Source organism: Accumulibacter sp. (genome assembly GCF_029255145.1).
GTDB lineage: Bacteria > Pseudomonadota > Gammaproteobacteria > Burkholderiales > Rhodocyclaceae > Accumulibacter.
Window position 1 is genome coordinate 49,507 of sequence record NZ_JAPUVQ010000138.1, and the last position, 12,502, is coordinate 62,008.

Annotated in this window: 10 protein-coding genes and 1 riboswitch; all 10 genes read right to left on the minus strand. The window is 65.8% G+C overall.

The window, feature by feature from the left end; all coding sequences use genetic code 11:
- Positions 1-4 precede the first annotated feature (4 nt).
- A riboswitch (SAM riboswitch) is annotated at positions 5-79 on the minus strand.
- A 31-nt stretch (positions 80-110) separates the two neighbouring features.
- The 10 genes from ptsP to Q1L50_RS16920 all read right to left on the minus strand — a co-directional run bounded on the left by ptsP (position 111) and on the right by Q1L50_RS16920 (position 12,173).
- Positions 111-1,853 carry a phosphoenolpyruvate--protein phosphotransferase gene (gene ptsP, locus Q1L50_RS16875; protein ID WP_300340953.1) on the minus strand — a complete coding sequence of 581 codons (1,743 nt, stop codon included), beginning with the start codon at positions 1,851-1,853 and terminating at the stop codon, positions 111-113.
- Positions 1,854-1,860: 7 nt separating this feature from the next.
- Positions 1,861-2,130 (minus strand): HPr family phosphocarrier protein, encoded by a 270-nt coding sequence (locus tag Q1L50_RS16880; RefSeq protein ID WP_300340954.1) that lies wholly within the window; start codon positions 2,128-2,130, stop codon positions 1,861-1,863.
- Positions 2,117-2,539 carry a PTS fructose transporter subunit IIA gene (locus tag Q1L50_RS16885; protein ID WP_300340957.1) on the minus strand — a complete coding sequence of 141 codons (423 nt, stop codon included), beginning with the start codon at positions 2,537-2,539 and terminating at the stop codon, positions 2,117-2,119. Before Q1L50_RS16885 ends, Q1L50_RS16880 begins: the two co-directional genes overlap by 14 nt.
- 90 nt (positions 2,540-2,629) lie before the next feature.
- Positions 2,630-3,667: an FAD:protein FMN transferase gene (locus Q1L50_RS16890; protein ID WP_300340960.1), complete on the minus strand. Its 1,038-nt coding sequence runs from the start codon at positions 3,665-3,667 to the stop codon at positions 2,630-2,632.
- Positions 3,649-4,602, minus strand: a complete 954-nt coding sequence (gshB, locus tag Q1L50_RS16895; RefSeq protein ID WP_300340963.1) for a glutathione synthase — start codon at positions 4,600-4,602, stop codon at positions 3,649-3,651. The genes Q1L50_RS16890 and gshB overlap by 19 nt, the downstream gene beginning before the upstream one ends.
- Complete coding sequence (gene gshA, locus Q1L50_RS16900; RefSeq protein WP_300340966.1) at positions 4,593-5,903, minus strand: glutamate--cysteine ligase; 1,311 nt, start codon at positions 5,901-5,903, stop codon at positions 4,593-4,595. Before gshA ends, gshB begins: the two co-directional genes overlap by 10 nt.
- Positions 5,904-5,994: 91 nt before the next feature.
- Positions 5,995-7,239 carry a class I SAM-dependent methyltransferase gene (locus tag Q1L50_RS16905; protein WP_300340968.1) on the minus strand — a complete coding sequence of 415 codons (1,245 nt, stop codon included), beginning with the start codon at positions 7,237-7,239 and terminating at the stop codon, positions 5,995-5,997.
- A gap of 46 nt (positions 7,240-7,285) precedes the next feature.
- Positions 7,286-7,768: a CreA family protein gene (locus tag Q1L50_RS16910; RefSeq protein ID WP_300340970.1), complete on the minus strand. Its 483-nt coding sequence runs from the start codon at positions 7,766-7,768 to the stop codon at positions 7,286-7,288.
- Between the two features lie 81 nt (positions 7,769-7,849).
- Positions 7,850-10,240, minus strand: coding sequence for a DNA topoisomerase IV subunit A (parC, locus tag Q1L50_RS16915; RefSeq protein WP_300340973.1), 2,391 nt, complete (start codon positions 10,238-10,240; stop codon positions 7,850-7,852).
- Positions 10,224-12,173: a DNA topoisomerase IV subunit B gene (locus Q1L50_RS16920; protein ID WP_300340976.1), complete on the minus strand. Its 1,950-nt coding sequence runs from the start codon at positions 12,171-12,173 to the stop codon at positions 10,224-10,226. Before Q1L50_RS16920 ends, parC begins: the two co-directional genes overlap by 17 nt.
- Positions 12,174-12,502 lie beyond the last annotated feature (329 nt).

Consider the following 12,502-nt stretch of genomic DNA (forward strand, 5'->3'; position numbering starts at 1 on the left):
GCCGACCGGGCCTGCCACGCTTTAGCCGTATTTGTAAGGCGCCCGCAAGCTGATCGTTCAAATCGGCGCCAAGGCGGCGAAAGTTACCCGCAGCCCGGCAAAAAGTCAATTCACGCGTTGAGCTTCTCGAGTTGCTCGCGAATCTTCCCCGGCTCCTCGTGGCGCAGCAGGCGCCGGACAAGCGGCGCCAGTTCCGAGCAGTTGCTCTGCATGATGCGCTGCTTGACCGAGAGGATCTGCGCCGGATGCATCGAAAACTGGCGAAGTCCCATGCCCAGCAGCAGGCGCGTCAGCACGGGGTCGCCGGCCAGCTCGCCACAGATGGAAACCGGAATGTGCACCTTCTCGGCGCTGGACAGGGTGTGCGCGAGGAGCATCAGCACGGCCGGATGCAGGGGATCATAAAGATGCGCGACCTGCTCGTCGCTGCGATCGATGGCCAGGGTGTACTGGATCAGGTCGTTGGTTCCGATCGACAGGAAATGCAGGCGCCGCAGGAACAGACCGACGGCCAGCGCTGCCGCCGGAATCTCGATCATCGCGCCGACCTCGATCGCCTCGTCAAACGCGAAGTTCTCGCCGCGCAGACTCGATTTGGCGCGTTCGATCGCCGCCAGCGTCTGGTCGATCTCGTGTGCCTGCGAGAGCATCGGGATCAGTAACTTGATCTTGCCGTGCTTCGATGCGCGCAGGATCGCCCGCAACTGCGTCTGGAACATGTTTGCTTCGGCCAGCGACAGCCGGATGGCGCGCAAGCCGAGCGCCGGATTGCTTTGCAGACGATCGCCGACGACCTTCTCCGGATGCAGGTCCTTGTCGTAACCGAGATCGAAGGTGCGGATGGTCACCGGCCGACCGGCCATGCCCTTGACCACCGTGCGGTAAGCCTCGAACTGCTCGTCCTCGGTCGGCATGTCACCGCGGTCGAGAAACAGGAATTCGGTGCGAAACAGGCCGATCCCTTCGGCGCCGCCGTCAAGCGCGTTGGCCACGTCTCCCGGCAGCTCGATGTTGGCGTGCAGGGCGATGTCGACTCCGTCGAGCGTCGACGACCTGGCGGTCTTGAGACGCCGAAGCTTTGACCGCTCGAGTTCGACCTGGCTTTTCCGCAGTCGATACTCGTCGAGCACCCGCGCGTCTGGGTTGACGATCAGCACCCCGCGGGTGCCGTCGACGATCAGGACTTCCTTGTCGCGGATCAGTTGCCGGGCGTTGTGCAGACCAAGCACCGCGGGAATGCGCAGGCTGCGCGCCAGGATCGCGGTGTGCGAGGTCGAACCGCCGACATCGGTGACGAAGGCCGCGAAGTGATGATCCTTGTAGGCAATGACGTCGGCCGGCGAGAGGTCGTGGGCAACGACGATCAGTTCCTCTTCCCTGACTCCCTTGCCGGTCCGCAGCGCCATCCGGCCCGGCTGGCCGACGAGTTCCTTGATCACCCGCTCGACGACCTGGCGCACGTCGTAGCTCCGCTCACGCAAGTACTGGTCGTCAAAGCTCTCGAACTGCCCGACCAGCACCTCCATCTGCTGCACCAGCGCCCATTCGGCGTTGCAGCGGCGCTCGCGAATCAGTTGCTTGGGAGTCTCGGCCAGCTCCGGATCGGACAGGATCATCGAATGAAGGTCGATGAAAGCGCCAAACTCTCCGGGCGCATGCTGCATCCGCTCCTTGAGACTGGCGAACTCGTCGCGCACCTCCGCCAGCGCCGCCTCGAAGCGGGCGACTTCCTTTTCCACCTGGCGCGGAGCGAGTTGCAGGTGCGACACCTCGAGCGTCGCGTGCGACATCAGGTGCGCCTGACCGATCGCGATGCCGCCGGATACCGGCAGCCCATGCAGCACAAAACTCATGAACGATTCACTCCGCCTCGCCAAACCGGTCGGCAACCAATGCCAGGATGGCCTCGCTGGCTGCCTGCTCGTCTTTGCCGGTGGTCTCGACAACCACCGTCGAGCCCTTGCCGGCCGCCAGCATCATCACCCCCATGATGCTCTTGGCGTTGATCCGCCGTTCGCCCTTCTCCATCCACACCTCGCTGCTGAAGCTGGCGGCGAGTTGCGTCAGCTTGGCCGAGGCGCGGGCATGCAGGCCCAGCTTGTTGAGAATTGCCGCTTCAGCCCGCACCATCCGAATCTCCAGTTCTCGCCAGTGTCGGCGGCAGCTTCGTGACCCCATCACGGCCCCCGCTGACCGCTTTCAGCAACATCGTTTCCATGCCCTTCTCGCGATAGGTCAGGGCGCGCAGCAACATCGGCAGGCTGAGCCCCGAGACGCCTTCGACACGGCCAGGCTCGAGCAGCTTGAGCGCCAGGTTGGCCGGCGTCGCGCCAAAGATGTCGGTCAGCACCAATACCCCGTTGCCGCCGTCGACTTCCTGCAGCCGCAGTCGAGCCAGCGGCAAGACATCGAGCGGGTCATCCTGCCAGGCGACGCCGAGCTGGGCCAGCAACGGCGGACGCTTGTTGAGCACATGACAGACGTTCTGGATCAGGCTTTCGCCGAAGCAACCGTGCGTTATCAGAAGAATGCCGATCATTGCGCCCACCCATCAAAACAGGCCGCCATTCTAAGTCATTCCGGGCTGCTCGGCAGTATCGCCGAACAACCCGCGGCGGCGCGCAGCGGATCAGGGAATGACTTCGAGAGATTTCGGCTGACCGCCGGCGTACTCAAGACGGGTGTGCAGGGCGCGGCTGACCTGCACGCGCCCGTCAGCGTCGACCCGCAGGACGTGCTCGACTTGCAACTGACGCGCCAGACGCGGCCAATCGCCGCCAGTAATGAACAATGGTTTGGAGGCGACATCGGAAAGCGTCCCGGCGGCAAGGCGTGCGGTGACCAGCACGGTCAAGGCCTGGGTATGCATCACCGGCCGACCGCTGCGCGGGTCAAGCAGATGACAGTAGCGGCGGCCGTCGACCTCGAAATAACGTTGGTAGTCGCCCGAAGTGCCGACCGCCTCGCCGTCGTCGAGTTCGAGCGTCGCCAGTGGACCCGGCTGCCGCGGATGCTGGATGCCGACCCGCCAGCGCTGGCCGTTCTTGCTGCCCAGCGCCAGGACATTGCCGCCGATGTTGATCAAGGCGTTATCGACCCCCTGCGCCTTCAGGATGCTCGCCGCACGGTCGAGGGCAACGCCCTTGAGGTAACCGCCAAAATCGAGTGCCACCTCGCGCTGGCGACTGCTGATCTCGGTGCCTTCGACCTGCAGGTCGGCGATTCCCGGCCGGACAGATCGCCACGCGGCCAGCGCGCCGGCATCGGGAAGCGCCGCCGGCAGGTCGTCGGACTGAAAGCCCCAGAGGCCGATCAGGCGACCGATGCCGGGGTCGAAAAGGCCTTCGCTGGCGCTCGCCAGACGCTGCGCTTCGCCGATCAGGGCAGCCATCTCGGACGTCACGGCTTGTCGTCTACCGGCGGCGATGGATTGATTCAGCACGCTCAGCTCGGACGGCTGCCAAGCGTGGTAGCTGCGATGCAGGCGGTCGAACTCGCGCAGCACCGCGGCGGTTGCCGGACGCGCCACCGCCTCCGGCAACCCGGCGATCAACACTTCGACACGCGTACCGAAGACGAAAGCTTGCTGCTGATGCAGCGGCGCCTTGCCGCAGGCGGCCAGACCCCAGACCAGAACGAGCAGCAGAACTAGGCGGCGGCCGCGCACGCACGTTCCAGCGCGACGACGAACAGTTCGGCGGCGTCGTAACCGGTCTGCTCGGCGATCTCGACGATGCACGTCGGGCTGGTGACATTGATCTCGGTCAGCCAGTCGCCGATTACGTCGAGACCGACCAGCAGCAGGCCGCGCGCCGCCAGCACCGGCGCCAGGGTGCCGGCAATTTCCCGGTCACGGGCGGTCAACTCGCGCGCCACGCCGCGGCCGCCAGCCGCCAGATTGCCGCGCGTTTCGCCGGCTTTGGGAATTCGCGCCAGACAGTAGGGAACGACTTCACCGCCGACGATCAGGATCCGCTTGTCGCCGTCGGCGATCTCGGGAATGTAGCGCTGCGCCATGATCGTTCGCGCACCATTGTGGGTCAGCGTTTCGACGATCACGTTGCGGTTAGGGTCATCATGACGAACGCGAAAGATCTCGCTGCCGCCCATGCCGTCGAGCGGTTTCAGGATGGTGTCGCGCTCGACGTCTACGAAGGCGTGGATCAGGGCCGGGTCGCGGGCGACCACGCCCGGCACGCCAAACTGCGCGAACTCGGCGACCGACAACTTCTCGGAATGATCACGCAGCGCCCGCGGCCGATTGAAGACGCGCGCGCCCTCGGCCTCGGCACGTTCTAGCAGCCAGGTGGTGGTGACGTATTCGGCGTCGAAAGGCGGATCCTTGCGCATCAGCACGGCGGCGAAATCGCGCAGCGCGACGACGTGGCGATCGACCTCGACGAACCAGTCGTGGTCGTCGGTGAGCATTTCCAGATGCACCGCTTCGGCACACACGCCATGCAGCGCCGACCAGTGAATCGCCCGCTGCTGCACCACCCAGATCGCGTGCCCGGCGGCCTGCGCGGCGCGCATCAGCGCAATGCTGGTGTCCTTGTACGCCTTGAGTGACGGCAGCGGATCGACAACAAACGCTATGCGCATATCAGGTGCTCCGGCAGTGGGGCGGTGCGTTCGAGTTCTAGCGAGGCGGCGAGCTGCGCCAGGCGGGCAACCACACCGTAGGCGTAGAAGCGGTTCGGAGCGGCATCCGGATTTTGGCACTGATCGGGCAGCGAACAGCTGGTCTCGAAAGCCAGCGGCTCGAAGTGCATCCCCGGCGCGTTCAGGTTTTCGTCCCGGCCGCGCCCGCCATGCACACGATAGAAGCCACCGACGACAAAGCGGTCGATCATGTACACCACGGGCTCGGCGACTCCGGCCTGCGCGCCGCTGCCGACCTGCTCGTAGGTGTGCACACCCTCCTGGATGATCACCTGCGAAACGGTCATCCCCTCCTTGATGACCGACATCTTGTTGCGCTGCTTGCGATTAAGGGCAACCACCTGCGAGGCATCCTTGACCGTCATCACACCCATCCCGTAGGTGCCGGCGTCGGCCTTGACGACCACGTACGGCGTCTCATCGATGGCGTACTGCTGGTACTTCTCGCGGATCAACCCGAGTACGGCATCGACGTTGGCGGCCAGGCATTCCTCACCCTGGCGGTCGTGAAAATTGACCGCCTCGCATACCGAGAAGTAGGGATTGATTCGCCAGGGGTCGATGCCGACCAGCCGGGCAAAATCGCCCGCGACCTGGTCGTAGGCGGCAAAGTGGTTCGACTTGCGCCGCACCGCCCAGCCGGCGTGCAGCGGCGGCAGAACGAACTGCTCGTCGAGATTCTGCAGGATCGTCGGAATACCGCCGGAAAGATCGTTGTTGAGCAGGATCGCACAAGGCTCGAAGCCCGCCAGGCCAAGCCGGTACTGATGGCGGACCAGCGGCTCGAGCAGCAGCGTCGTGCCGTCCGGCAACTCAACCGGTGTCGGCCGATCGACCTCCGGCGACAGCGAGCCAAGGCGCACTTCGAGGCCGGTCAGACGCAGGATCGCCGCCAGCTGCGCGACGTTCTGCAGATAGAACAGGTTGCGCGTGTGATTCTCTGGAATCAGCAGCAACCTCCTGGCGTCCGGGCAAATCTTGTCGATCGCCGTCACCGCCGCCTGCACGCACAGCGGCAGGAAAGTGGCGTCGAGATTGTTGAAACCGCCAGGAAAGAGATTCATATCCACGGGCGCCAGCTTGAAGCCGGCATTGCGCAGGTCGACCGAGCCGTAAAAAGGCGGCGTATGCTCCTGCCACTGCCCGCGCAGCCAGCGTTCGATTTCCGGCAAGGCGTCGAGGAAACGGCTTTCGATCTCGAGCAGTGGACCCTTGAGGGCGGTTGTCAGGTGGGGAACCATGGGCTTATCTCCTTCCCGTTGCCAGCGGGCTGCGCCGCGGAATGCGCGGTGGCGAAAGCTGCTCCGGCGGCAGCAGACTCGGTGGCCCGGTTTACGATCTTACACCGCCGCCGGGCAGGAACGCGCGAAACGACTCGGGCAGCGGCGTCTGCTCGAGGCTGCGCTGGGCGAAGAGGAAGCGGCCATCGCAAACGAAGCCGAGATCGGCCCAGTCGACACCGTTCAGCGCCGCCGCGAGTTGGCGCACGTCGACCGCCGGGTCGCGAGGAAAAATCGCCAGCACCGCCCCGTCGTAATGTGTGCACGGGTGCACGAAGAACGGCTGCGGGCGGCGGGTCTTGCTGTTCACATACACCCGCGGCAGTGGCGACTGGTGGTAACCACGCCCCCAGTGCCACCAGTTGGACTCGTCGAAGGACCTTATCCGGCGCGCGATCAGGCGTTCCTTGTGTGGTCGCAGCGCTGCCGGCGCCGGCTCCCCGGGTTCGCACCACAGCATCCGCCGGGTGTCGCCGGTGCTCACCGTCGCCGAGCAGACAAAGCTGCGGTTGCCGTAGCATGCACTGGCGTACAGATCGTCGGCGCCGGACACCGCACCGACCTTGACGAAGGCGATGTCGGCCAGATGCAAGCCATAGTCGCCGCGGGTAAACAGCAGGTGGCCGGCGCTTTCGACGAAATGACGCTCCTCCCACTGCAGCCTGCCCAGCCCGGCCAGGCCGTCGGCGAAACCCTGCGTGGCGCAGCGCGTCAGGCGCGAAAAGTTGTCGCGTTCAAAACGCCAGATCGCGCAGTTCGGCGTCGCGTCGTCAAACAGCCGCGAGTCGCCGAGATCGACGAAATCGGTGATCGTCCCGGCTGCGTAGAGCAGCCGGTTGAGCGGCACCGCCGAAGTCGCCTTCAGGAAGTCGCGCGGCGTGATGAACACCAGCTCGCCACCCGGCGCGAGATGGCGCAAGCACTTCTCGATGAAGAACAGATAGAGGTTGGCGCGCCCGTCGAGAACGCTGCCCCGGGTGTTCGCTCGCGTCGCGACAGCGATGTCCTGATAGCGCACGTACGGCGGGTTGCCGATGATCGTGGCGAACAATTCACGCTCCGGCAGCTCGAAGAAATCCATCACCCGCGCCCCCGCCGGTGCATGTCGCGGGTCGATCTCGATTCCCAGTGCGAAAGGGAAATGCTGCAGGAAAGCGCCGTCGCCGCACGCCGGCTCGAGCACCCGGCCGCAATTGCGCACCAGCGTCAGCATCAGGTCGACGACCGCCGCCGGGGTGAACACCTGTCCGAGACCGGCGACGTCGCACTCGGGCCGGCCGGCCCCGTTCAGCACCATCGAGCAGCGCTCCAACGGCTGCCGATGCGATGCCATCGGCGCATGCTCAGCGTCCTCCCCAGGGCATCACCGGCACAGTCGAAATACTGTTCGCCGGGGCGCCGTCGATCAGTTTGCGGCTGATCGCCAGATACACCAGGGTATTGTTGGCCGCGTCCCACATCCGGATCACGCGGGTCTCCTTGAACAGGATCGAGGTGTCTTCGGCGAATACCGTCGCCTCCTTCGGAAGCTTGGCCGGCAGCGTGATCGGGCCGGTCTGCCGGCACGCCAGCGAGAATTGAGAGGGGTCCTGCGCCAGACCGAAGGAACCGCTGACCCCGCCGGTTCTCGCCTGGCTGACGTGACAGGTCACCCCCGGCACTTTCGGGTCCGAGAAACTGTCGACGCAGACCTTGTGGTTCGAACCGATCAGCTTCCACTCGGTGGTCACGCAGCCCACCTGTTCGGCGACCACCGGTGCGCCGCAGAAGGCCAACGCGCAGGCGACGGCAGTTCTGCTGATCGGATTCGGTATTCGGCAAGTCATCAAGCTCTCTCCCTGGCAGGCAGAATCCGGCGGAAAACGCGCCCGGCGCGCTCGATCGGAACGGCGGCGTTTAGGCAATCATCATTCGGGATGCGCGACCAGCGTCACATTGCTGATCTGTCCCACCGGCGAACCGCGGCGTGCCCGCAGGCCGCAATGCCGATCTTCGGAGAGCAGCGTCTTGGTACGGCTGCGCAGCGTTCCCTTGATCGTCACCCGCGCGCCCCGCGTGACGACCACCGCGCGCAGCGACTCGCCCTCGCGCAGGCCGATGATCTGAACGCCCTTGCCGCTGCTCAAGCGCTTCATCTGGTCGAGCGGAAAGATCAACAAGCGGCCGTCTTCCGACAACGCGGCGAGGTGATCGTGCCCGGCGAGCCTGAGCAGCGGCAGGATGGTCGCACCTTCTTCGACGCTGACGAACGCTTTGCCTGCCTTCTGCCGCGACAGCAGATCGCCGTAACAGCAAATGAAGCCGTAGCCCGAGGTCTTGGCGACCAGCAACGGGTCCTCGGGTCGACCGGTCAGCACCTGCGCGATCCTGCCGGCGCCGAGTTCGACGAAGGACGACAGCGGCGCCCCCATGCCGCGACCATCGGGGAGACTGGCAACGGCGACGGTGAACGCACGTCCCTCGGTCGAGACGATCACCAGCGAGTCCACCGAGCGACACTCCTGCGCCGAGCCGGCGCGGTCGCCGTCCTTGAAGGCCACCCCCGAGAGGTCCAGGCCATGCCCCTGCCGGACGCGCGCCCAGCCCTTCTCTGAAATGATCACCGTCACCGGTTCGTCGGCGACAGCCGCCACTTCCGAGCGGGAAGAGGTCACCGCGGTCTCGATCATCGTCCGCCGCGCATCGCCGTGCTTCTCGGCGTCGGCCCTGATTTCGCGGATCACCTGCCGCCGCAGCAGCGCGTCGCTGCCGAGCAGCTTGAGCAATCCCTCGCGCTCGCCGCGCAGCTTGGCCAGCTCCTGCTCGATGCGGATTCCCTCCAGCCGCGCCAGCTGGCGCAGGCGGATTTCGAGGATGTCCTCGGCCTGCCGATCGGACAGCGTGAAGCGGGCGATCAGCGCCGCTTTCGGTTCGTCGGATTGGCGAATGATGCGGATCACTTCGTCGATGTTCAGGAAGACGATGTGCCGGCCTTCGAGAATGTGGATCCGGTCGTCGGCCTTCTGCAGGCGAAACTCGGTACGCCGGTGCACCGTCCTGATCCGGAAAGTGCACCACTCGCCGATCAGGTCGACCAGCGACTTCTGGCACGGCCGACCGTCGATGCCGACCGCCACCAGGTTGATCGGCGCCGAGGTCTCGAGGCTGGTGTGCGCCAACAGCAAGGCCACGAACTCGTTGCGGTCGATGCGCGAGGTGCTCGGTTCGAAAACCAGACGAACGTCGTCGTCCTTGCCGGACTCGTCGCGCGCGCGGTCGAGCTGCGAGGCCATCAGCGCCTTCAACTGCGCCGCCGACTGCTCGATCGCCTTCTTGCCGGGTTTCGGCTGCGGGTTGAGAAGGACGCCGATTTCGGAGAGCACCCTGGCCGACGAAACACCAGGCGGCAACTCGGTAAACACCACTTGCCAGGCGCCGCGCGCCATTTCCTCGATCTCGTAGCGCGCCCGCACGCGCAAGCTGCCACGGCCGCTGCGGTAGGCGGCGGCGATGTCGCCGGGCGCAGAAATGATCTGCCCGCCACCCGGGTAGTCGGGTCCGGGAATGTACTCGAGCAGCTCGTCGAGGCCCGCTGCCGGGTGCTCGATCTTGTGGATCGCCGCGGCGGCGACCTCGCGCAGGTTGTGCGCCGGGATTTCGGTGGCCATCCCGACGGCGATCCCCGAAGCGCCATTGAGCAGCGCAAACGGCAGGCGTGCCGGCAGAAAGGCGGGCTCGTCGAACGAGCCGTCGTAATTCGGCAGGAAATCGACCGTGCCTTCGCCGAGCTCGCCGAGCAGCAACTCGGCGATGGCGGTCAGGCGCGCTTCGGTGTAGCGCATCGCCGCGGCGTTGTCGCCATCGCGCGAACCAAAATTGCCCTGCCCGTCAACCAGCGGGTAGCGCAGCATGAACGGCTGCGCTACCCGCACCATCGCATCGTAAGCCGAGGTGTCGCCATGCGGGTGGTACTTGCCGATCACGTCGCCGACGACGCGTGCCGACTTCACCGGCTTGGCGGTGGACGTTAGTCCGAGTTCACGCATGGCGAACAGCACCCGGCGCTGTACCGGCTTCAGCCCGTCCTTGACGTCGGGCAGCGCACGGCCCTTGACGACGGCGATCGCGTACTCGAGATAATCGCGCGCCGCCGAGTCGTGCAGCAGGATGCTGTCGTCTTCGTCGTCGGCGGCCGTTGCCGGCGGGGCCCCTGCTCCTGGCGGCAGCGGCGGCACATCCGCCGGCTGCGATTCGGTGAACAGGTCTGGCGTCGAGTCGTCCTTGCGCACGTTCAGCTCACTCTCAAGTCTCGGCGCCAATCAGGGCGCCGTTATCTTCCATCCACGCCCGCCGCCCCGCGGACTCGCTCTTGCCCATCAACATCTGCATCACCGGTTTTGCCGCCTCGGCGCCCGGCATGCCGATGCGCATCAGGCGGCGCGTATCGGGCGACATCGTCGTTTCCCAGAGTTGCTCGGGATTCATTTCACCGAGGCCCTTGAAACGCGAAATGGCAATCGTTTCCGGCTTGATTCCCTCAAGTCGCAGACGATCGATCGACGCCTCGCGCTCGGCGCTGTCCAGCGCGTAGAGCTTGCGTGGCGGACGCGTCTTGCCCTGCCCGGGAACGTCGAGGCGATACAGCGGCGGTTGCGCAAAATACAGGTGGCCGCTGGCGATCAGCTTGGGAAAATGGCGGTAGAACAGCGTGCACAACAGGACGCGGATGTGCGAGCCGTCGACGTCGGCATCGGTCATGATCACCACCTTGCCGTAGCGCAGGTTGGCCAGCACCGAATCGGGCGCACTCGCCGGGTGCGGATCGATCCCCAGCGCGACGGCGATATCGTGCACCTCGCGATTGGCGAACAGGCTGCCAGCGTCGACTTCCCAGGTATTGAGCACCTTGCCACGCAGCGGCAGGATCGCCTGCAGTTCCTTGTCGCGCCCCGATTTCGCCGAGCCGCCGGCGGAGTCACCTTCGACGAGAAAGATCTCGTTGCGACGGGTGTCCTCGCTCTGGCAATCGGAAAGCTTGCCAGGCAGGATCGCCACCCCCGACTGCTTGCGCTTCTCTACTTTCTGGCCGGCGCGCGCGCGCGCCTGCGCCGCCCGGATGGCCAGATCGGTGACCTTCCTGGCGGCGTCCGGATGCTCGTTGAGCCACAGCTCCAGCGGATCGCGCAGCATGCGCGCGACCAGCGCCACCGCATCGCGCGAATTCAGGCGCTCCTTGGTCTGACCCTGGAACGACGGGTCGAGCATGCGCACCGCCAGCACGAAGCTGGCCCGCGAGAAGACGTCCTCGGCGGCAAGCTTGACGCCTTTCGGCAGCAACGCGTGGTGGTCGGCAAAACTCTTGACCGCGTCCAGCGCCGCCTGCCGCAGACCGGCTTCGTGCGTGCCGCCAGCCGGCGTCGGAATCAGGTTGACGTACGATTCGCGCGCCAGACCGCCGTCGGCCGTCCAGCAGATCGCCCAGGCCGCGCCCGAGCCGACCGGAAAGTTCTCGTCGCCCTTCCGGGCGTACTTCTCGCTGCTGAAGACCGGCGCCACGAGTTCGCCGTCGAGCTGCTCGCGCAAGTACTGGAGCATGCCATCGGCGAAGCACCAGTCGGTCGTCGCCCCCTCTTCGACGCGCAACGAGACCTGCAGGCCGGGCAGCAGCAGCGCCTTGCTGCGCAGCAGGCGTTCGAGCGGCGCCAGCGGGATCAGCGGTGAATCGAAAAAGGCCGGGTCGGGCCAGGCCCGCAGCCGGGTCCCGCTGGCCTTCTTCGGCGCGTCGCCAAGCCGCTGCAACGGCTCGATCACCGCACCGCTGGCGAAAGCCATCCGGTGACGGGCACCGTCCCTGACCACCTCGACCTCCAGGCGGGTCGACAACGCGTTGGTCACCGAAACGCCGACGCCGTGCAAACCTCCCGAGAAACGGTAGGCCGAGTCGTGCTCATCCTTGCTGAACTTGCCGCCGGCGTGCAGCCGGGTGAACACCACTTCGAGCGTCGGCACCTGTTCAAGCGGGTGGATTTCGACCGGGATGCCGCGGCCGTCGTCCTCGACGCTGACCGAGTGGTCGCGGTGGAGCGTCACCACGATCCGTTTGCAGTAACCACCGAGGGCCTCGTCGGCGGCGTTGTCGATCGCCTCCTGGACGATGTGCAGCGGGCAATCGGTGCGCGTGTACATCCCGGGACGATGGCGCACCGGCTCCAGCCCCTTGAGGACAGCGATCGATTCTGCGGTGTAAGTCATTACGCTGATTTCTCCATCAGACCGCCCCGGCGCTGTACCGGGGTGCCTGTGCATCCCTGCAGGCGTCCCGGTCGGCAGCACTGGCCGCAGCCTGGCGCGTTGGCGTTTCGAGGTGCGGAGTGTACTACCGAAGCGCCCGCCATGTGGTCTCAAGCGTCAGTGCCTGATCGCCGCCGCACCCAGGTCCTTCCGCGCTCAACGGTCGGCCTTGCAGGAGATCCGTGCGAGTGCCCTGACCACGGACTCCGCTACCCGCTTCGTCTGGTTGAGCGAGCTTGGCTAAAGCGATCTCAAGACGAGTGTTCGGTCACGGGTAGGGGCACACATGA